We start from the raw sequence: 22,113 nt of genomic DNA on the forward strand, positions 1-22,113 counted from the left end.
CTTACAAAGTGTTGTAGTAATCACGAATGTGTTGGGTCTCGTGATAACCTTTAGTTGTTTTTGTTTTTTTCTCTTCTGACTTTTCAACAGCTTGAACTGCTGTTGTCGTTCCAGCAGCAACAGCACCAGCAGCCACTGTTAAGCCAATGTTTTTCAACAATTGACGACGGCTTTCATTGGTTTTTTGCTCACTCATAAAGTTTGCTCCTTTATCGTCACTAAAATAAGTTACGATGGGTTTTTGCCTTAGTTTTATTGCTTTGAATCAAACCGTTGCAAGCAACGTATAGGGATTATTTTGATTCTAAAAAGCGTGTTTTCTCTACAGTTAAAAACTGCAAAGCGAGCTCACCAACAGCAGTATAAAAAACAGCACTGTTAGCAGCTTTAACATCGGTACAGAACTTTTCACACCACTCAGCTAAGTGACGATTAAAGAACGTTTTTTGAAGGTGCTCATCGCCGCCTTCAACTAGCATTGCCATCACTTCAAGCAAAGCCGCAATATGATCTTCCGGTTCTTTCACTGACTCATCACGTTCAAATCCTAATTGCTTAAGATCTCGTCGAAGATAAGCCAGAGGCATTTCCATTAATGAACCTGTTAAATACCATGATCCAAAAGGCACAACTTCACCGCGACCAATACCAATAAAGACATCTTGATATTCTTCTTCAACTGCAAGTGGCATGCTCTTTTGTGCTGCAAGTTTCAGTAAAGGCCAAGCAGCAGACATCGTAGATTGTTGAGGTTTATTAGCCGTATCAACATCTATATCAGCCAAAAAATTCAATACATTTTGATCAGGCGCTTGACGAAATAAATGTGCAAGCATGTTATAAATTTCAATACGAAGTACTGCGTCTTCATTCAATGACGTTTGAGCTGGGCTCATAGCAATTGTTTCCATCTTCGTTCCTTAAACTCGAGCCTGACTTTCTGGATCTTTTTCCATTTGTTCGAAAATATCGCGAACACGACAATCTTCACACATGGATAAACGACGAATAGCATCACCTTGGAAGTGAGAATGTCCTTGAAGTTTTTCAGTTAACATTTTCACCATAGATGCTGGCGCAAATGCATTTCCACAACTGATACAACAAGCCGCAGGCTCTTCATGAACAAGACGCGCTTCTTTACGAGCATGCCAATCCCAATTAAAACGAGGTTCTAATGAAATGACTTTTTCAGGACATGCTTTTTCACACATACCACATTGAACACAGTCCTCTTCAATAAATAGAAGTCCTGGACGATCACCAATGGCATGTAAAGCGCGAGTTGGACAAACTGCCACACAACTCATACATAAAGTACAATCCGTTGTGTCACATGAAACAGAACCATAAGGCGCTTTTTCTACAACGGAAGATTGTTCTGGTTTTGTACTCGCTTCGGTGTAAAGCATTTCAAGTGAAGTAAATAGTTTTTCACGTTTAGAGCCAGTTAAAGCCTCTGTAACAGGAGAAACTAGTGCATCGTCATAAGAAACAAAGTTTTCAACATCACTAAAATCAAACAGACAAATACGATCAGCGTCATAACCCATTTCGGTTAAGAAACGTTGAGCCATTGCAAGCTCATTCGATAAAACACGATCAATCGTGGCAGGAATATATTTTGTGTTAGTCGCAAGAAGAACTTGATGCGCACCATAAACCAATGCACTAAACCATGTATCAACACCAACAGTTGCAAGCTCTTCTAATGCAATCGCAATAACTGAACTTGGAAACGTTGCTAATGCATCAGTCACCGCTTTTTCATCACGATTACCGTACAAAAGTAATGTTGGTTTCTCACCGCCCTCTTGCTTATAACGAGTAAGAACACGATGAACAAAGTTTTGCGTATTTTGAGGATCAGGTAATGCGTATGTGATTGCCTCTGTTGGACAAGCTGTAGCACACGTGCCAACACCCTGACAAAGGTAAGGATCAATCGCAATTTCTACCCCATCACTGCTTAGCGCACCAGCAGGACATGCATCTAAACAACGATCACAACCTGAAACACCACGCGATGAATGCGCACAAAGATCAGGATTTAGGCGAAAGTATTTAGGTTTATCAAAAGTCCCCATCATAGCCGGTAAATCTTCCACCAGCTGAGCCAGTTTATCTTTACGACTACCTACCGCGTAATAACCCGGCGCAGGAATTTCTAACGACATAATGCCGTTTTCTGTCATATCTAAGATCAAATCAAAGCAATCACGACCGATAGCCACTTTTGCTAGATTCGCTTTGGTCAATTGACCTGCAACCTGACAAGTTACTTCAAACGCGCCAAGATAACCTTGTGCTGATACGTCATGGCTAAAGTAAAGATTAGACAAGCTTGATTTTTCGCCTGTTGCATCCGTTGACAGCAAGGTGACGCTATTAAGTTCTGAAAACTGTTCAGCAAGTGCAATGATGTTTTCCTGAGTACCCACGATCAACAAATCCCCACGGCTCTCATAGGTAACCGTAGGTGGAATTAAATTTGTTAGCTCTACTGTGCCATTAATGGCAGCAGCACGCGCTTTACCGTTTGTATCAGAAAATGCTTCTAGTGTACTTTTTAACATTCTTATTCCTGTTTGCCCGTCACCGCTAGTCAGTGCCGATTGAAGAAGTAACGAAGTTATGTCTTAAAGTTTTTCTACAATAAAATCTGACTTTCGTTTTTGGCTTCTTCCACTCTATATAGAGCAATAACCGATCCAACTTTTCACGGAATAAAATGACTTAAAAGGAACTAAAGTCGGAGCTGGATAATTATACCCACCCATGCTGAGACATTTTGTCCTAGCGCAAAAGACCCATCGCGCCAAAATGTCCCAACATTTAATAAGGTTTTAGTTCCCTTTTTGTCTCACTCTATAAATTTAAATCTCTTGTGCTGAATTTTTCTCTGGAGAAACCGTTGTAGGGTTAGTTTCATCCTCAGCACCATTATCCGTAGATGAAGATATTGTTGACTGGAGAGTATCTTGAGAAGTTAAGGATGTTTGCTCTGTTGCTGTTAGCGCTAATTCAGACTGTTCAGCCTTATTGTCTAACTCAGAGTTGTACATCGTTTCACTGCTTAAATCTTCAACCATATCAGTTACTTTCTCTACCGCTTGATTTACCCAACCACGCATTTGAGAAGCGATGGCAGGATCTAACGTTGGGATGTTGCTAAAGTCTTCAGTGCAATCATCCATGTCACTGATATAATTAAATTCTTCTGAATGAAATAACTTACGTAATGCTGCTTTCTTAACTGATTTCTCAACCGACTCTTTCATAAATGATGCAACGCCAGAATCGTAAGTCACGGTTGATACATCATCATGCGTCAGTGCAATATCAGGGGTATCATCAGCGACTAAATCAGTTTTATCTAATTGATTATCTAATGTTTTGTCCGTTTCAATGGATTCAGAAATATCTGTATGAATAGCCGTATTTTCGGTAACAACCACATCTTGTTCAGGGGCCGTTTCAGTACTTTCGAGAGTTAATGTCTCACCTACAGATTTATCTTCTGTTTTGGTTAATTTTCTTTGAGACCAACGTTGAAAAAAATCAGTTGCCACTTGAACGCCCTTTTTGCTTTTTACCTTTACCGCCGCCTCGACGTTTACACTCTTCTAATTCACCGTGTCGTCCAAGATACGCTTCCATCCAGACTTGAATAGGCAATGGGATTTGAATGTGAAGAACAACATAATCTCCATCCATATAACGCGCTGCAACCCCTTGAGCTGCCGTCATTAATACAGGTTTAAGTTGTTCATCTTCTTCAGCACAAACAAAAAATAAATGCGGATCTTGTGCGTTTAAGTTAAAGCGATACTCCATACGTTCATCACGAAATAATTCTAACGGCAGCATGTAATTACCAGCACCGATTTCTACAAGTGCTACGTTTGAGTCTTGTTCACCATTCAAACAAAGATCTTCAATCGTCCATGCGTATGTCGTCCAACGCCCAACTTGTTTCTCTTCTGCTTGAAGTCGAAAATAAATAGGCCAAATACTTTCATCTTTCTTTATTTCTAGCTTTACTTGTTCTGGCACAATGACTCCTTACATCTTGCTTTTTACACATTCGCTTATCGCGGTATGTTGAGAATATTCGTCCGTAATAAGCAAAATTTAGACCAAGTGCGAAATATAAATCAAAATATCGCCAATAATGGCAACCAGTAGCCTCTTTCAATCCGTAAAAGGAATTTATGGAACAATATTTGCTTTAATGCGTTAGAGATAAACTTATTTGCCTTAATACATGCCATTTAATGCTACTTATTGAGCTTAGTATCATTGTGTGTATTTTGACGGACTTATTTGAAATCTCGATACGTTTCTTGTAACCACTGGATATCCTAATGAGCCAACTCCCTAAAATTATAAAAACTAAATCCGCCGTTAAGCAGACAATGTCTGTGGAAATCATGGATGAGTACGGTGATCTTCAAACCAAAGAAATTGCGTGTGAGCATCCCCTAACGGTTTATTTGAATTGGATTGAGATCGTTACCCTGATGACCCTAGGTGAACGACCTTCTGCACTTGTGCTCGGTTATCTAAAGAACCAAGGCTTTATCGAAGATATTGATGCCATTGAATCTGTGATTATTGATTGGGATACCAATTCAGCGGCGGTGATCACCCGTGAAAATACCAATGGCTTAGAAAAGAAATTAGAGAAAAAAACCGTTACCTCTGGCTGTGGTCAAGGCACTATGTTTGGTAACGTCATGAAAAAGCTAGAAAACGTGACACTACCGCAAGTACAAATAAAACAATCTATGTTGTATGGGCTGCTTGAAGCGCTAACTCACCACAATGAAACGTACAAGGCTGCAGGTGCCGTTCATGGTTGTGCCGTTTGCCGTAATACAGAAATCTTATCGTTTGTCGAAGATGTAGGTCGCCATAACGCTGTTGATACCCTAGCCGGTGAAATGTGGCTACAAGGCGAAACGGGCGAAGATAAGATTTTCTACACCACAGGCCGCTTAACCTCCGAGATGGTAATTAAAGTCGCACAGATGGGTATTCCCGTACTTCTATCCCGCTCTGGTGCAACACAAATGGGCTATGAGTTAGCGCAGAAGCTCGGTATTACTATGATAGCCCGCGCGAAAGGTCATCGCTTCCAAGTTTATAATGGCGGTCAGAATCTTATTCTTGATGTGAAAGGTGCTGATACCTCTCAGCAATCGAAGAAAACAGAGCAACCTTCTTCTAATAAAGAGCAAAATTAATGGCTGACTTTCCTGAATTCATGAACGCGAAACTTGTCGCAGAATATTTAGATCTTAATGAGAAGAAAGTCTATGCCCTTGCTAACGATGGCTTACTTCCAGCAACAAAAGTGACAGGGAAATGGTTATTTCCTAAAGCAATGTTGGATAAATGGCTATTAGAGTCTTGCCATAACGGTGTGTTAACCGATCGCTTATTAATTGCCGGCTCAGACGATCCACTATTACAAATGGTGGTAGGTAAGATGGCGAACCAATTAGGCAGTACCGCATTAGTTGGTTATACCTCAACGGGTACACGACAAGGTTTAGCCATGTTAAGTAAAGGCCACGTTGATATGTGCGCCATTCACTGGGGAAATGCAGAAGAAGCTAGCCTGCGTCACCCTGCACTATTACAACAATACCAAGGGCATAAAAACTGGGTATTAGTCCATGCCTTTGAACGTGAACAAGGCTTAGTGGTCAGTAAAGAGTTAGCAGAAGCGGTAAATTCAAAATCTATCCAACTGCCTGAATTACTATCTTCTCGCTGGAGCTGGGCACTACGTCAAGAAGGTGCAGGTAGCATGCGTGCGTTAGATGAATGGTTACACGGTCACGCTTATAATCTTTCTATGCTTAATCAATCAGATGTGTGTAACAGTGAACGTGAACTTGCCTCGTCTGTTGCTCGTGGTAAGGCTGATGTGGGCTGCGCTAGCCAAAGTACGGCGGGTGAATTTGGCTTAGGCTTTATTCCACTATGTACCGAAGCGTTTGAATTGGTGATCCCAAAGAACATTTACTTTAGAACACTACAGCAACAATTGCTGCAAGCGATTTCAGAGGAAGATGTTCAAGCTCACGGTAAAGCACTCGGTGGTTATAACTTTGCACGTACAGGTAAACAGGTATGGAGTGCTAACTAAGTCAGCTAATAGCTAACAACATACCCTGAAAGTCGCTGGATAATAAAAAGCCCTGATAATGCATGATGATTATCAGGGCTTTTTCCATTCAGTTTAAAACCGCATCACTATTAGTTAAAAAGAATTAATAAGAACGAGTAAGCAAACCAATAATAGAAGCGTCTGTTTCACCAAAATACAAGGTCACTGACTTTGTTTCACCTTGTGCAAATTTTCCCTTTTGCTCAATTCGTGTCGGTTCAACATAGGTATTATTGCTGAAATACGCTTTGACCTGCTTAGGTTTAAGTGCAATACCGCCGCCGGAATGGTTTGTGATTACCGCTTGGATCATACGCTTTCCACCTTGACTACTATAAATGTCATAAGAGACGATTTCATAGTAACTATAAGCTGGTTTATCTTCATTATGTTTAGGCATAGGTACAGGGATCGAGCCCGATACAGTCCGAACGTAATGCATTGTATCTTGTGACTTTTCAATACTGTTTTTAATATCATTTAAATCTGAATCGTCAATTGATGCGTTAGATGATAACGACATCAGTGATACAGAAACGATAAGTAAACAACGAGCAAGCATAGTAAGTCCAATGAATAGAATTTAATTGAAAGACCCTAACTAATTGACCGCTATTTCTCACCTTTCGTTTGTTAATTTTATGTCAATAGATATTTATATTCGTAATAGATCACATTATATCGACTCTTTATCTAGTCTAGAAATATCTGTGTTTCTTTAAGTCCTTCACACGATTGTTCAAACTTACACTTCAGACAATCTACTTAATGACTTAATCATAATTATCCTATGTTTCATTCGTATCTACTTTTTAAATAGTCACAAAAATGCAATCAAAACACCATAACCCACGAAATGCGCCCTCGAAAATAAACCATCAAAATGATAAAATTTAATGAGCAGCAACAATAGCATGCAATCATAAATTAAGATTTGCTTACTCAAAACTGATAGCCATTGCCTTGTTTACAACGATCCCCTGTATTACTCAGTCACTTTTTATTTTATTGAATAATGTTTCATTACAAATATTCACTCATTGATAATTTTTGGTGCGAATAAATGGCCTATTTACATAAACATGACTTGCCTAACAGTACAGGTTAAGTCGACAATAGCGACATTAACAATACTGTTATTATTTCCCTTTGCATTTTCAAGGAGCCGTTGTGCGTAACGCTTTTATTCTGTTTTTTACTCTTGCTAGTATAAGCTTCTCTTCCGTGGCTAGCATCAACACCAGTAAGCTGGATCCTAATAAGTTACAAACGGCATCAGTCAGTAATTATGTGATAGACCTCAGTACAGGAAAGACACTGTACAAAAAAAATTCAAATGTAAAAATGCCAATTGCTTCATTAACTAAGTTAATGACAGCGATGGTAACACTGGATGCAAAACTCCCACTTAACGAAAAACTAACGTTTACTCCTACTGATAAAGAACACATGTACAATACATATACACGTATTCGTATGGGCTCTACCCTAAGCCGTGGTGAGACAATTCATATTGCTTTAATGTCATCTGAGAACCTAGCAGCAGCAACACTTGCAGGAAACTACCCTGGCGGCTACAAGGCATTCATTAAAGCGATGAACCGAAAAGCTAAATCTTTGGGGATGACCAATACGCATTTTGTTGATAGCTCAGGCCTTGACCCTCATAACCACTCGACAGCATCAGATGTCGCTAAGATGGTACGAGCTGCTTACAAATACCCTGAAATTCGTAAGTACAGTACAACACCTGTGCATACCGCTTACTTTGGTAAACCTAATTACAAACTTGGCTACACCAATACAAACGCCTTAGCGCGTGGTAAGAAGTGGACGGTTAACTTAACCAAAACAGGTTACCTAGATGAAGCTGGTCGTTGCTTAGGTATGGTAACAACAATTGATGGTAAGAAAATCCTAATGGTTATGTTAGATTCTCAAGGCAAATTAACACCTATTGGTGATGCAGGCCGTATTAAGCAATGGCTACAAACGGGTAAAAGCAAACCAATTAGTGCTGATGCAAAATACTACCAACAACAGAAACTAAAAGAATTAACGAAATAATCATTACTGTTAATTGATATAAGTAAAAGCCAGCATATATTGCTGGCTTTTTGCATTTAAAACTATCATGAACATAGCATTAAAAACCTTCGATGTTTGTGGTGATGCTGCTTAGCCCGTAATAAGAATTTTCCTTACCAATTACCTAGCCTTTTATTTTTTAACAAAAAACGCACGCCTATAACACTCTTCAACTATGCTTAAGTTAGAGTAAATAAAAGGAGTGTCTATGCAGCATCAAGAAATGATTAATCCCACCCATCTTAGTTTAATAACTCGTATCTCTCTTACCTCTCTAGCCATTCTAGTTATTGGCTTATCGTTAATGTAATTTCTAAATAGACATATAACAAAAAGCCCCTTGGTATTTTCTCTCACTTAAATGAAAAAATACCAAGGGGCTTTTGTTGTAATGAAACTAAGACATCATCAATAAATCTAGATCATTATTTGTTGACGCTTTTTGTCTTAAATAGACAGAGAACGTTGTCCCTTTACCCACCTCAGATTCAACCGTTATCTCTCCACCAATATCTTCAATTAAACTTTGGCTAACAGAGAGACCAAGCCCAGTACCTGAACGACGAGTAGTAAAGAATGGATCAAATATTCGCTCTAAATTTTCTTTCGCAATACCACAGCCATGATCAGTTATACGAACAATTGCACCAATAGACTTCCCCTGCTCATCAATCCAATCTTCAGTTCTAATGATTAATCGCCCCTTATCGTCCATGGCATGAATACCATTCATTTGAAGGTTCACTAGCACTTGCAATAATTGGTGGCGATTAACTTCCACGCTGCATTTCGCATTTAGTTCAACAACAAAAGTAACGGATAGTTTTTTTGTGCCTGAACGTACTAAGGTTAAACTCTCTTCAACAATCTGGTTCAGGTGATGCCATGTCACTTCATTTTGTACGCCACCTTGACGACTGTATTGCAACAAACTTCGAGTAATATTACGTATACGGTCAATTTGTGCATGGATTGCATCTAACTCTTCTTGAACTTGAAGCGTATTATCCCCTAACTCAAATTGGATCAATTCCACATTACCCAAGATAACCCCTAATGGATTATTAATTTCATGGGCGATACCAGCAGTCAGTTCACCCAAGGCGGCTAGTTTTTCACTCACCACCAGCTTAGATCTTGCTTGATTCAGCAATTTAATATGTTGCTCTAGTTCTTCAGTTTTATGATGTAAACTATGCGTACGTTGCTCGACCTTTTCTTCTAATTCCACTGCAGCCTGCTTTATCACTTGATTACGCTGTTCAAGCTGATCCAGCATGGTATCAAACTGATTCCCCAAAATTTGCAGTTCGTGATCAGGGTAAACATCTAATTTACCTACTCGACGCTCAAATCCCATCTGTACTAATTTGGCTACCTGATAAATTTTTTCAATCGGTAAAAACAGATCACGAGAGCCCTGATAAACGACAAAACCAGAGATAATCAGCACCAAAATAATACCAATGCCAAGCTCAATAATATTCGTTAAAAAGGTTCTGATCAGTGGCCATTGTAAATAGCCCGCATAAAGCATACCAATCACTTTACCGTTTATATCGCGTAACGGTTCATAAGCAGAAACATACCAACTGTCATAGACATAAGCTCTATCAACCCAGGTTTTTCCAAACGTAATCACTTCACGGCTCACTTCATCTGATACCCGAGTACCAACCGCTCGCCCAACCAGATTTTTACTATCTAATGGTACATTCGTACTAATACGAACATCATTCATAAAAATAGTAACAGTGCCAATACTGCCCGTCGGTAACGTATCAGACGCAAAAACTAAATCACGAATTCGATCAACCAGTTCCGTACTATTATTGAGTAATATACCGCCATCAAGAATCCATTGAAGATGCCCTTTATCATTAAAAATAGGGATCAAACTTCGACTCACTAACCCCTTCTGCTCTATCTTATGTTCTTTGAGCAGTGGCACTTGCGCACGAGCAGGTAAATCACTATTCAATGCTGCTAGTGCTCTACGATCTAGTACCTGAAAAAATGTTTGCACTTTTCCTTCGAGTAAAAAACGGCGCTCTTGCTTAGAGAACTCGCCTAATGCTGATGCAGGATGAAGCACTATAAAATCCAGATTATATTGCTGGTTTTCAGTGCGTACCCAGTGACTTAAAGAGAATTCATCAAAACGTAAACGATATTGGAAATCGTAAGAGTCAGCCATTGACTGCAATTTCATACGCTGCTCTTTTTGTAATAATTCCATACTATGATGAGCAACAGCTAAATCCGCTCTTACGTTCATTAACGCATTTTGCCAAGTGTAAGTGACTGTCCAATAAAAAGTTAAGGCAATTAACGCAATTAATGTGATGATAATAGGTACAGACGTTAGGACTAATAGACGATAACGAACCATGGTTCGAAACCGCCTTAGCCATAACAATATAAAAGCTTTAGGATGCATTAATGCTTTGGTTATTCGCATGATGCCGACTCTTCAGCCCATTCTTTATATTTACGCTCTAACGTTTTACGCGCTACACCAAGCTGACGAGCTGCCGCAGACTTATTACCCTCGTTTGAATCTACTACCTGCATAATATGTGCTTTTTCGACATCTTTTAACGTCCAATCTACTGGGTAACAATATTGCTCTTGTTCACCATCGTGACACTGACATGGTCGCTTCTCATCACTCTTCAATACGATCGACGTTTTCTCGGGCGATGGTATTACAGGTACATCCCCATTTAATTCCTGCCAATATTCAAAAGGTGATTTACCCAATAAAATACAACGTTCCATCATATTACGTAATTCACGAATATTACCCGGCCATTGATAAGCTTGCATTGCTAGAATATCTTCATGTGCCCAATTAATTGGCTTCATTCCTAAATCTTTCGAAAGCTGCTGTGTAAAGTGGTGAGCTAACGCTGGAATATCTTCTATACGTTCACGTAATGCGGGTAATTCAATGGTGAGCACATTTAAGCGATAGTACAAATCTTGACGAAAGCGCCCTTCTTCTACTTCTTTTTTCAAATTCCTATTCGTTGCTGCCACAATACGCACATCAACATTCACTTCTCGCTCAGCACCTACAGGTCGTATTGCTTTTTGCTCAAGCGCGCGTAATAACGAAGATTGCATGGATAACGGCATTTCACCAATTTCATCTAAAAACAGTGTGCCGTTATTTGCTACCCGAAATAGACCATCACGCCCTTTTTTAGCACCTGTGAATGCACCAGAAACATGACCAAACAGTTCACTTTCCAATAAATCAGGTGCAATCGCACCACAGTTAAGAGGTACAAATGGTCCGGTACGTTTACTTAACTGATGAAGGGCACGCGCCACCAGCTCTTTACCGGTTCCAGATTCCCCTTCAACCAATACCGCGGCAATTGATGGTGCTAATTGGGTGATCAGTTTTTTCATTTTTTGCGTGCTTGCTGCATCCCCGATAATATCAACGGGATAACTGCGCTCTACATCGCGTTGGAGTGCAAAGTTTTGACGTTCGACTAATCGACGTTCAATACAACGGCTTACTGACTGCATCATTTGTTCTAAATTGAACGGCTTTAAGATGAAATCTGACGCCCCCGCGCGTAGTGCTTGAATCGCCATGTCTAAATCTGCATAGCCTGTCATAAAGATAACATCGCTACGGCGTGTATTTGGATCAAACGCTTCATGCCATTCAATGCCTGAACGCCCTGGTAGATTTATATCTACTATTAATAAATCAAAGTGGCAGCGTTTTCTTATCTCTTCCGCTTCTTCAATACTGCCTGCAGTATCAACCTGAGCAAACTTTTTACTTAATGCTTTTTTTAAGATGGCACGCATTCCCGGCTCATCATCGACAACCAATACAGAAACAGCAGTCCAAGGTGTATTTAATTCAAGATCAGACATAAAGGGACATTATTACCCATAAAAAAGATGCGACATTTTGTCTCACCATGAAGATAAAAGTCAAAATAGATTTGAAGCAGAATAATGACGCAGCGCAAAAAACAAAAAATAGCAGTTTATAATCAAAGTATTATGAAATAAATATTCACATATTTTAAATCCTATCGCTTCTGGCATTTTATTTGCTTATAGGCGCATAAGCTATTTATTGGGACGAAAGGTCTCAAATTGTCTCTTTTTATTTGACGTTGAATCTGTAAATCAAGGAACCTTATGAATTTTTTTAAAACGAGTTTAGTTGTTTTAAGCTTAGCCGCAGCAAGCCTTAGCCATGCTGCAACCGATAACAAGGAAAACAAAACAATTCGTTTAGCAACGACAACCAGTACTTACCACTCAGGGCTTCTTGACTACCTTTTACCAGCGTTTAAAAAAGACACGGGCTACACTGTTGAAGTTCTAGCTGCGGGTACAGGAAAAGCATTGCGCATGGGCGAAAATGGTGATGTTGATTTAGTCATGACTCACGCCCCTAAAGCAGAGGCCAAATTTGTTGATGGTGGTTTCGGTATCCTTCCTCGCAAGCTAATGCACAACGACTTCGTACTTGTTGGTCCAAAGGCAGATCCTGCAAAGATCAAAGGTGATAAAGACGTTGCTAATGCACTGGTTAACATTGCCGAAACAGAGGCTGTGTTTGTTTCTCGTGGTGATGATTCTGGTACCAATAAAAAAGAACTTAACCTTTGGGCACAGACAAAAATGGAACCAAACTTCGGTGGTTACAAAGCGGTTGGTCAAGGTATGGGGCCTACATTAAACATGGCGTCTGAATTACAAGCGTATACTTTAACTGACCGTGGTACATGGCTTGCTTACCAAAATAAACTGCACCTAGAAATCATGGTTCAGGGTGACAAACGTCTATTTAACCCATATCAAGTGATCTTAGTGAACCCTAGCCGTTACCCTGACATTAACTACCAAGGTGCAAAAACATTCAGCGATTGGTTAGTTAACGCTAAAGCACAAAAAATGATTAACGATTACCAACGTCATGGTGAACAACTATTTGTTGCAGATGCGATTACGCAATAAACAATCAACTTTATTTGATTTTATAGCATTTTGCGCCGAACACTTGCTCTTATCTAATTAACACTTCTGTTATAATGAAATAAGGCCATGTTTGGCGTAACCAATTAAATATTAGAAATAAAATAACAATGAATATTTGGCAAACAACGCAACAAGCAATCCAACTTTTGTTCAGTGGAGATAGTTCGCTATGGGGCATTGTTGGTGTTTCTTTTTCAGTTTCTCTGTTAGCCATTGCTATTGTATTAATTCCCTCTTTATTGGTTGCTTTCGCCCTTGCTTATGGCAAATTTCCAGGTCGATGGCTAATCCTTTCTTTTGTTAATACACTGCAATCCGTTCCTACTGTTGTTATTGGCTTATTGTTGTATATGTTGCTATCGCGTTCAGGGCCTTTAGGTGACTGGCAAATGCTGTTTACACAGCGAGCGATGATTCTTGGGCAAATATTAATTTGTTTTCCAATCTTGATATCTATGATGCATGCCGCCTTCCAAAATAGTGACCGTCGCGCATGGGAAACCGCTATTTCATTAGGTGCAAGCTACCCTCGTGCACTAATGAGCCTTATGTGGGAAAGCCGTTTTCCACTATTAGCTGCCATTGTTGCGTCTTTTAGTCGCATCATCACTGAGGTGGGTTGCTCAATGATGGTGGGTGGCAACATCTTAAATTCAACCAGAAATATTCCGACAGCCATTGCATTGGAAAGCTCTAAAGGTGCGTTTGCACAAGGTGTCGCCTTGGGAATGGTCTTATTACTTCTCGCTCTCGGACTAAACTTTATTTTATCGTTCTCTCGTGGCAAAGCCCACTTGCGTACGAACTAAGCTGAGGGTATTGATATGATGCATATTTCAATTGAGGCAACAGATCTTTCTGTTCGCTTTAAACATCGTCTACTTTTCCATATTCCTCAGTTAAAGTTAGAGCCGCAAGATGCGATTTATCTTACTGGTGATAACGGTGTTGGAAAAACAACGCTATTAAAAGTACTCGCGGGATTACAAAAGCCGACCACTGGAAAAATTAATACTCAACACCATTGGTTAAGTCGTTTGTTTGGAGGCTGTTATCAAAATGGCATTATCTACATGCATCAAACCCCTTATATGTTTGATGGAACGGTGTTTGATAATGTTTGTTATGGCTTAAAATATATTGTTAGAGATCGCCAACAACGCCGTAATGAAGCCATTAATGCCTTAAGAATGGTTGGCTTAGAAACCCTTGCCGATGAACATGTCTCGGTATTATCGGGCGGCGAACGACAACGTGTAGCAATGGCACGTGCATGGGTATTAAAACCAAGTGTATTATTGATGGACGAATCCAGTGCAAGTATGGATAAAGAATCCATCAGCCGACAAGTTGTATTGGCAAAAGATTTATTAGAGCGAGGCTCTAGCCTTGTCATCACTAGCCACCAACATAATGAGCTAACCGACTTATGTCGTCGCCAGTGGACAATCAATGACACAAAATTAATTGAGCGTGCAGATTTGCAGCTTGTTAAAAAAGATAAGGATAACTATGCCTACGCCTGAGCAAACTCAGTGGGTTATTTTGGCTGGTGGACAAGCTAGTCGCATGGGAGGCAATGATAAAGGTTTAATTAAATTGGCTGATAAGCCATTAATTCAACATGTTATCGATACGCTGCGCCCACAAACATCACATGTCACCATCAATGCAAACCGCAACCATGAACGTTATGCTGAATTTGGTGAAGTCTTTGGGGATACCATTAAAGACTACCCCGGCCCTTTGGGGGGGATGCATGCCGCACTTTCTCATATCGATAACGACTGGATCGGTTTTGTGCCTTGTGATTGCCCACAGCTTCCACATGATTTAGTCGCAAGAATGGCAAACGCTTGTACAGAAGAAACCGATATTGCTGTTGCTCATAATGGTGAGCATATTCAACCGGTAGTCACACTTGTTCACCGCCGCATTTTACCTAAGCTTGAAGCCTTTCTCGCTAATGGTGATAGAAAAATCATTCTGCTTTACCGTCAATGTAATATGATCACGGTTGATTTTAGTGATCAAGCCGATGCTTTTGTAAACCTTAATACCCCTGAAGAACTCTCTCAATTTGGAGTGCTACATGAGTCAAATTAACGCTTCTTTACCGCTACTTGGTTTCGCTGCATTTAGCGGTACAGGTAAAACCACTTTACTTGAAGCAATGTTGCCTAAACTTGTAGAGCGAGGACTTCGTGTAGCCGTGGTAAAACACGCTCACCATAATTTTGATATCGACCAAGAAGGCAAAGACAGCTACCGCCTTCGTAAAGCAGGCGCAAGCCAAATGTTGATCTCTTCTCGCTACCGTCGCGCACTGGTGACAGAAACACCAGAAGAAGAAGCACAACTTCCCTATTTACTCAGCCAACTAGATCAAACCCAATTAGATCTCATTTTGGTGGAAGGTTTTAAAAAGCTCGATTTCCCTAAGATTGAATTACACCGCAAAGAAGTCGGCAAACCTTGGCTACACCCAGAAGACAGCAACATCATTGCCATCGCAGCGAATATCCCAGCTGAAAGCACATTGCCACAAATGGATATCAATAATCTTGATCAACTTACTGACTTTGTTATTGATTACGTGAACAGCAGTGCAACCACTGAAGCGCAAACATTAAGCTGTAGCGATATCAATCCTGCAGGTATGTTATCGGTTACTCAAGGTCGAGAAAAAATTCTTGAACAGATTAAGCCATTACATATCAGCGAATCTGTGAGTCTACATCAAGCACTAGGGCAAATTGTCGCACAAGATATTTTATCGCCAGTCAATGTCCCCCAACATACTAATTCTGCAATGGATGGTTATGCCATTGCTGGTGATGATATAGGGCGTGACAGCTATCAGGTTGTTGGCCAAGTACTTGCTGGTCATAGTTACGATGAGCCACTACATCATGGTGAAGCTGTTCGTATCATGACAGGCGCACCTATTCCGCAAGGTGCGGATACCGTCATTATGCGTGAACAAGCAACCCAACAAGGTGACACGGTCACGTTTGATAAAACAATGGGTAACATTAAAGCTGGTCAAAACGTACGTCAAGCAGGTGAAGATCTCGCATTAGGTCAAATTGCCGTTGCTGCAGGAACAACCATCACAGCGCCAGAGCTTGGTATGGTAGCGTCACTGGGTATTGATAAAATCATAATCAACAAACCTATCCGGGTTGCAATTTTTTCTACCGGTGATGAAGTTCAGCAACCGGGTGACGCACAGAAACAAAACTGCATCTATGACTCAAACCGCTATACATTGTATGCCCTACTCACTCACTTAGGCTGTGAAGTCGTTGATCTCGGTATTATTGATGATAACGAAGTATCGCTTGAAAAAACGTTAATACAAGCGAGCACGAAAGCTGATTTGATCTTATCTTCTGGTGGTGTATCTGTCGGCGATGCGGACTATATAAAAAGCGTGTTAGAGAAGTTAGGTCGAATTAACTTTTGGCGTATTAATATGCGTCCAGGTCGTCCGCTTGCTTTTGGAACCATTGGTAACGTGCCATTCTTTGGCCTACCGGGTAATCCTGTCGCGGTAATAGTTGCATTCTTACAATTTGTTGAACCAGCAATTAGAAAACAGCAAGGCATCATCAACTGGCAGCCGAAAACGCATCAAGCTATCGCGATTGAAAAACTTCGCTCTCGTCTAGGACGTACTGAGTATACTCGCGGTATTTCGAGTTTTGATGCTAATGGCCGTTTAGTGGTGAAAAGTACAGGCTCGCAAGGTTCTGGCATACTTCGTTCGATGAGCGAAGCAAATTGCTTAATTGAAATAGCACCAGAGCAAGTAAATGCAGAAATCGGTGATAAGGTTACCATCATTCCATTAGATATACGCATGTAACGTTTCAGCTCTCCATGATAAAAAAGCCAAGCTACTTAAAGTATCTTGGCTTTTTTATTTTTATATGTAGCTTCCATGCTACCTTTTTATTTCCCATCTTCTACACGTTAGAAGTCGACACAAACCTTTCGTTATATGTTAAGTTGTAACAAAAGGTTTCTTTATTCTCTAGATAAATGATAATACCGAATAATTTATCGATATACACGACAATCATAGATTTACTGGGTAAAACATTAAAAAAATAGCGGTTAAGCATATTATGCAATCAAGATTATATGTTTTATTGAAATTTTCATAAAATACTGTAAACATTTCTATATAATTAAACTAGAACAAATATGGCATTGTATACTATTCACAATCATTGAATATCAATGGTGAATAGAAGCACTTGCATTTACACATAAGTTAAGAACAACTCGTTTTTCATCTGGCTAGACCATTACACAACATTTTATGTTGTAGAATAGGCGCAGTCTCTATTTTAGGTATTCATACGTAACATGTTTTTAGATACATACTATTCAGATAAAAGTGGTCAGTTTTCTTTTACTCGTGAACAAGCAAGTGATTTTGCAAAACGAATTGCGGGTGACTTCAACCCTATTCACGATCCAGATAATAAGCGCTTTTGTGTTCCTGGTGATCTACTTTTTTCTGTCTTACTTGCCAATGTTGGTATCAGCCAAAAAATGCGTGTGACGTTTGCAGGTATGATAAATGAGAGTACAGAACTGAGTATTTTAGCCGAATCCGATACCGATTTATCATTAATCGATAGCAAAGGTAAGGAATTTCTTCATCTTGCACGTTCTGGTGAAATTACCCATAACCAAGATTTAATTGCTCAAATAACTAAAAGTTACGTTCAATTTTCAGGAATGAATTTTCCTCATATCATGGTGCCTTTGATGAAATCTAAAGACATGATGATCAACCCTGCTCGACCATTAGTTATTTACGAAAGCATGGAACTTGAGTTCTGCCGACTAGATTTAACAGCACCCCATGTAGAGCTAACAAGTTCAAATATTGATGTTGATGGCAAACGTGGCAGCGTAACGCTGAATTTCTGTTTTAAAGAAAATGGAGAGATTGTGGGTACTGGCCGTAAGCGTATGCTGATGAGTGGCTTAAAGCCTTATTGCCAAGATGGTATCGATGATTTGGTTTCTCGTTTCAACGCAAAAAAAGAACACTACAATAATCTTCAAACAGAAAAAGTTTAAACAGAAGAAATCATATTTTGTATTTCAAAAAGCCCGCCATTAGCGGGCTTTTTCTTAATGATCATTTATTCTATGATCATGTTTTAAAGGAAAATATAATCGTGCTCGTAAACCAGGATTATTATCACTAAACACCAAATCGCCACCATGACGTTTCATCACCGCTTCAACAAGCGATAATCCTAAACCAAAACCTTGATGCGTCCTGCTTTTATCAGCACGGTACATCGGCTCTTTAATGCGTCCTTTATCTTCATCCGATACGCCAATTCCATTATCAATCACTACCACACCAAAATGATCGACGACAACATCAATACTTCCTTCATCAGGTGTATATTTAATCGCGTTTTCAACCACATTATAAATGGCACGAAAGAGTAAACTAGGTTCACCTTTTACATGGTATGGCTCGTCCTCACGAAATGATAAAACTTGTTTCTTTTCATCCGAAATAGGCAATAGAAAATCAACAACATCTTGGCAAACTTGAGATAGACTTACCCATTGCTTATCAATTTTATGTTTCCCCGTGTTGATATGAGAAATTTCCAACATCCCATTGAACATGCTAAGGAGTACTTCCAAATCATCATGGCAAGCTTCTAAGTCTTTGGTAAACGGTGACGTATCTTTTTCGAGTAAGCTTTCAAGCCGAAGTTTCATTCTTGCAATTGGTGTACGCAAATCGTGCGCCATACCAACCGTGAGTTCCTTTAATGATTCTTCTTTTTTCTCGACTTGTTCAATAAGAAAATTAAGGTGGATAGTCAGTACATCAAATTCATCATCATTTTTACTGACTGGGAGTTTCACCCCTTTTTCGCCAAGGCTAACTCGGTTCATACCATGGTTAACACGCTCTAATTTCCTTAAAATAGAAATTGCAAATAATAGAGCGCCCGCAAGCATCAAAATCACGGGAACCACAATGCCTGAAACTAACATTGGTGTCATGTTTTCTCGGTATGAGCGCATTATTTCAGGATTAATACTAATAATAAGCATCTTATTATTAGGTAAATTTAATGTCTTTTGAAGGTGATTAACACTAAGCTCGGTATCTGATAATACTGCTGGATACGATAGCGTAGTATTCATCTCTGGTCTGTTGATAATCCTATATTCAAGCTCATTTTGGATTTGCTGATGCTCTTTAACAAGATCAGGAATCGCATTAATATGACCTTTTTGAACCATACGCTCAAACAATGTCATTTCAATATTTAACTCTTTTGTTAACTGTTTATTGTAAATAGTTTCTGAATTAACATAAACTTGGTTAATAAACAGTATAAATATAATAGCAACACAACAAATAAAATAGAGTAGAACTTTAAGAATACTCGAACGCGATAACCGATCAGAGCCTGCGTAAGACATAACCTGCACCTCGTACGGTATGGATCAAACTGGGCTCACCACCTTCTTCTAATTTTTTTCGTAAGTTTGCGATATGTACATCGATAACATTGGTTTTAGGATCGAAGTGGTAGCTCCATACCGACTCAAATAAGCTCATACGCGAAACCACACTTTCAGCATGCTCCATTAAATATTGCAGAAGTAAGAACTCTTTTTGCTGCAAATTTAATACGCGAGATCCGCGCCATACCCGATGAGATTTAATATCAAGTCGTAAATCGTCATAGCTATATTCAGATGAAATATTCACACTAGACTGATGGCGCTTCACTAATATATTGGCACGAGCAATGAGCTCAGCTAAAGCAAAAGGTTTCGTTAAGTAATCATCACTGCCTGCCGTTAAACCAGCTACACGGTCTTCTACACTATCCATGGCACTTAAGATTAAGATGGGGGTTTCATTTTCTGTTGCTCGTAATGCTGCAAGTACTTTTAAACCATCAAGTATCGGTAACATTCGATCTAAAATAATCAGTTGATACTCACAACTTGTTGCCATCATTAATCCTTGATGACCATCCTCTGCTTCATCAACCACAAAGCCATGCTCTCGCAATCCTTGCGCAATAAATTCACGCGTAGTGACATCATCTTCAATAACGAGAACTTTCATTTAATACCTAATCATTTCTTCTCACCGCTTATTTTCGCATTATATACATAAGAGATATAATTTTCAGGTAACAGGATCATGGCTTTACTTTTTAAAGACAAAAAAACGGCCTACCAAAAGGTAGGCCGCTTAACGTGATCATAGGGGGAATTATGAAATCACGAATTTCTTAATGCTAACGTCTTAAAGTGACTTCATCTGGTTAGCAATAATTTCAGCTTGAGGGCCAAGGATGACTTGAAGGTTATTAGAACCTACATTTACTACACCTTTAGCACCAAGTTGTTTAAGTTTTGTGTCATCGATAACTGAACGATCAACAATACCTAAGCGTAAGCGTGTGATACAAGCTGAAATATCAGTTAAGTTATCTTTACCACCTAATGCTGCTAGGTAAGCTTTTGCTAAATCTGCTTTGCTTGCAGCATCGTCTTCTGGGTTAGAGTTTTCAGCCGGCGTATCTTCACGACCTGGTGTTTTAAGATTAAACATCTTAATTACAGTAACGAAGATTACGAAGTAGATTGCGCCTACCACAAGACCCATTGGGATAATTTCCCATGAGTTGTGCGCAGCAGGTGCGTTGTAGTTCAAGATGTAATCAATTAAGCCTGAAGAGAAGCTAAATGCCATGTGGATATTCAGGTAAGACGCCACAACAATACTCACACCCATTAAAATAGCGTGTACTAGGTATAATGCTGGAGCTAGGAACATGAACATGAATTCGATTGGCTCTGTGATACCAGTTAAGAATGCAGTTAGTGCAACACTTAACAACATACCACCAACCACTTTCTTGTTTTCTTTCTTCGCTGTTACATAGAATGCAAGCGCAGCACTTGGCAAACCAAACATAACAACTGGGAAGAAACCACTTAAGATTTGTCCAGCAGTAGGGTCACCAGCAAAGAAACGAGAGATTTCACCAGTTACAACATGACCATCAGCGGCAGTGTAGCTACCGAATACAAACCAAACCATGCTGTTTAAGATATGGTGTAAACCAAGTGGAATTAATAGACGGTTAGCAACACCGTAAACGAACTCACCAGGTACGCCACTTGTTAGGATCCATTGACCAAGATGGTTAATACCATCTTGAATTGGAGGCCAAATAATGCTGAATGCGTAAGCAAGTACTAAAGCAACTAAACCCGTTACTATAGGTACAAAACGCTTTCCGCCAAAGAAGCCTAAGAACTCAGGTAATTTGATTGCATGGAAGCGGTTATATAGAAGACCTGCGCAAACACCAATAATGATACCGCCAGCAACACCTGGATCAACATCTGGGTTTAACGTTTTAAGTGCCGCCATCAGGATGAAATAACCTACGGCAGATGCAATCGCTGCTGCTGCTGAATTATCTTTCGAAAATCCGGCCCCCACACCCATTGCGAAAAGTAATGCAAGATTGGTAAATACAGCCTGACCACCCGCTGCAATAAAAGGAATATTTAATAGATCAGGTTGTCCAATACGCAGCAAAATACCGGCAATCGGTAAAACTGCAATAGGAAACATAATTGCGTTTCCTAGCTTTTGGAAATGTCCGAGAATGCTCATCCTCTTCTCCACGTTAAAAGTTAAAAGTTAAAAGTTAAAAGTTAAAATTAAAGTAAATTGTTTTAATAACTTAATGATACGCATTGATTCTTAATTGGAATTAAGCAAA

At 39.6% G+C, this 22,113-nt stretch carries 20 protein-coding genes; 9 read left to right on the forward strand and 11 right to left on the reverse strand.

Features of this window, described 5'->3' with window-relative positions:
- Position 1 precedes the first annotated feature (1 nt).
- From C9J41_RS17440 to C9J41_RS17460, 5 genes are all read right to left on the reverse strand, one after another.
- Positions 2 to 196: a twin-arginine translocation signal domain-containing protein gene (locus C9J41_RS17440; RefSeq protein WP_107208201.1), complete on the reverse strand. Its 195-nt coding sequence runs from the start codon at positions 194 to 196 to the stop codon at positions 2 to 4.
- A gap of 97 nt (positions 197 to 293) precedes the next feature.
- Positions 294 to 911 carry a molecular chaperone gene (locus C9J41_RS17445; protein ID WP_005367775.1) on the reverse strand — a complete coding sequence of 206 codons (618 nt, stop codon included), beginning with the start codon at positions 909 to 911 and terminating at the stop codon, positions 294 to 296.
- A 9-nt stretch (positions 912 to 920) separates the two neighbouring features.
- A complete protein-coding gene (locus C9J41_RS17450; protein ID WP_107294851.1) occupies positions 921 to 2,576 on the reverse strand; it encodes a 4Fe-4S binding protein in 1,656 nt (551 codons plus the stop codon).
- Positions 2,577 to 2,876: 300 nt separating this feature from the next.
- Complete coding sequence (locus C9J41_RS17455) at positions 2,877 to 3,572, reverse strand: DUF3306 domain-containing protein (protein WP_107208199.1); 696 nt, start codon at positions 3,570 to 3,572, stop codon at positions 2,877 to 2,879.
- Positions 3,562 to 4,056 (reverse strand): DUF3305 domain-containing protein, encoded by a 495-nt coding sequence (locus C9J41_RS17460; RefSeq protein WP_107208198.1) that lies wholly within the window; start codon positions 4,054 to 4,056, stop codon positions 3,562 to 3,564. The genes C9J41_RS17455 and C9J41_RS17460 overlap by 11 nt, the downstream gene beginning before the upstream one ends.
- A gap of 311 nt (positions 4,057 to 4,367) precedes the next feature.
- On the opposite strand from C9J41_RS17460, the gene fdhD reads away from it, so the two are divergent.
- Together fdhD and C9J41_RS17470 are read left to right on the forward strand one after the other, a co-directional pair.
- Positions 4,368 to 5,249, forward strand: a complete 882-nt coding sequence (gene fdhD / locus C9J41_RS17465) for a formate dehydrogenase accessory sulfurtransferase FdhD (protein WP_107294852.1) — start codon at positions 4,368 to 4,370, stop codon at positions 5,247 to 5,249.
- Positions 5,249 to 6,160, forward strand: coding sequence for a helix-turn-helix transcriptional regulator (locus C9J41_RS17470; RefSeq protein ID WP_107290804.1), 912 nt, complete (start codon positions 5,249 to 5,251; stop codon positions 6,158 to 6,160). Before fdhD ends, C9J41_RS17470 begins: the two co-directional genes overlap by 1 nt.
- A 124-nt stretch (positions 6,161 to 6,284) precedes the next feature.
- Here the strand turns inward: C9J41_RS17470 and C9J41_RS17475 are convergent, their stop codons facing one another.
- Complete coding sequence (locus C9J41_RS17475) at positions 6,285 to 6,743, reverse strand: hypothetical protein (RefSeq protein ID WP_107290805.1); 459 nt, start codon at positions 6,741 to 6,743, stop codon at positions 6,285 to 6,287.
- A 608-nt stretch (positions 6,744 to 7,351) separates the two neighbouring features.
- Between C9J41_RS17475 and pbpG the strand changes: the two genes are divergently transcribed.
- Positions 7,352 to 8,248, forward strand: coding sequence for a D-alanyl-D-alanine endopeptidase (gene pbpG, locus C9J41_RS17480; RefSeq protein WP_107246631.1), 897 nt, complete (start codon positions 7,352 to 7,354; stop codon positions 8,246 to 8,248).
- Between the two features lie 418 nt (positions 8,249 to 8,666).
- Here the strand turns inward: pbpG and C9J41_RS17485 are convergent, their stop codons facing one another.
- On the reverse strand, positions 8,667 to 10,661 hold the full coding sequence (locus C9J41_RS17485; RefSeq protein ID WP_107294853.1) for a cache domain-containing protein: 1,995 nt from the start codon (positions 10,659 to 10,661) through the stop codon (positions 8,667 to 8,669).
- Between the two features lie 59 nt (positions 10,662 to 10,720).
- The gene (locus C9J41_RS17490) at positions 10,721 to 12,172 is read right to left on the reverse strand and encodes a sigma-54 dependent transcriptional regulator (protein ID WP_107208192.1); all 1,452 of its coding nucleotides are present in this window, start codon (positions 12,170 to 12,172) and stop codon (positions 10,721 to 10,723) included.
- A 273-nt stretch (positions 12,173 to 12,445) separates the two neighbouring features.
- Here C9J41_RS17490 and C9J41_RS17495 point away from each other — a divergent pair, with 273 nt between their 5' ends.
- The 6 genes from C9J41_RS17495 to C9J41_RS17520 all read left to right on the forward strand — a co-directional run bounded on the left by C9J41_RS17495 (position 12,446) and on the right by C9J41_RS17520 (position 18,394).
- The gene (locus C9J41_RS17495; RefSeq protein WP_107208191.1) at positions 12,446 to 13,270 is read left to right on the forward strand and encodes a substrate-binding domain-containing protein; all 825 of its coding nucleotides are present in this window, start codon (positions 12,446 to 12,448) and stop codon (positions 13,268 to 13,270) included.
- A gap of 128 nt (positions 13,271 to 13,398) precedes the next feature.
- On the forward strand, positions 13,399 to 14,100 hold the full coding sequence (locus C9J41_RS17500; protein ID WP_107208190.1) for an ABC transporter permease: 702 nt from the start codon (positions 13,399 to 13,401) through the stop codon (positions 14,098 to 14,100).
- Between the two features lie 15 nt (positions 14,101 to 14,115).
- On the forward strand, positions 14,116 to 14,817 hold the full coding sequence (locus C9J41_RS17505) for an energy-coupling factor ABC transporter ATP-binding protein (protein WP_107246625.1): 702 nt from the start codon (positions 14,116 to 14,118) through the stop codon (positions 14,815 to 14,817).
- On the forward strand, positions 14,804 to 15,397 hold the full coding sequence (gene mobA / locus C9J41_RS17510; RefSeq protein ID WP_107246623.1) for a molybdenum cofactor guanylyltransferase MobA: 594 nt from the start codon (positions 14,804 to 14,806) through the stop codon (positions 15,395 to 15,397). Before C9J41_RS17505 ends, mobA begins: the two co-directional genes overlap by 14 nt.
- Positions 15,384 to 17,162: a bifunctional molybdopterin-guanine dinucleotide biosynthesis adaptor protein MobB/molybdopterin molybdotransferase MoeA gene (locus tag C9J41_RS17515; protein ID WP_107294854.1), complete on the forward strand. Its 1,779-nt coding sequence runs from the start codon at positions 15,384 to 15,386 to the stop codon at positions 17,160 to 17,162. The genes mobA and C9J41_RS17515 overlap by 14 nt, the downstream gene beginning before the upstream one ends.
- A gap of 506 nt (positions 17,163 to 17,668) precedes the next feature.
- Positions 17,669 to 18,394, forward strand: a complete 726-nt coding sequence (locus C9J41_RS17520; protein WP_107208186.1) for a DUF3581 domain-containing protein — start codon at positions 17,669 to 17,671, stop codon at positions 18,392 to 18,394.
- A 54-nt stretch (positions 18,395 to 18,448) separates the two neighbouring features.
- Here the strand turns inward: C9J41_RS17520 and C9J41_RS17525 are convergent, their stop codons facing one another.
- From C9J41_RS17525 to nagE, 3 genes are all read right to left on the reverse strand, one after another.
- Positions 18,449 to 19,777 (reverse strand): HAMP domain-containing sensor histidine kinase, encoded by a 1,329-nt coding sequence (locus C9J41_RS17525; protein ID WP_107294855.1) that lies wholly within the window; start codon positions 19,775 to 19,777, stop codon positions 18,449 to 18,451.
- Positions 19,758 to 20,435, reverse strand: coding sequence for a response regulator transcription factor (locus tag C9J41_RS17530; RefSeq protein WP_107208184.1), 678 nt, complete (start codon positions 20,433 to 20,435; stop codon positions 19,758 to 19,760). Before C9J41_RS17530 ends, C9J41_RS17525 begins: the two co-directional genes overlap by 20 nt.
- A 183-nt stretch (positions 20,436 to 20,618) precedes the next feature.
- Positions 20,619 to 22,004, reverse strand: a complete 1,386-nt coding sequence (gene nagE / locus C9J41_RS17535) for an N-acetylglucosamine-specific PTS transporter subunit IIBC (protein WP_107294856.1) — start codon at positions 22,002 to 22,004, stop codon at positions 20,619 to 20,621.
- Positions 22,005 to 22,113: the final 109 nt, after the last annotated feature.

It is taken from the genome of Photobacterium sp. GB-50, from assembly GCF_003026755.1.
GTDB lineage: Bacteria > Pseudomonadota > Gammaproteobacteria > Enterobacterales > Vibrionaceae > Photobacterium.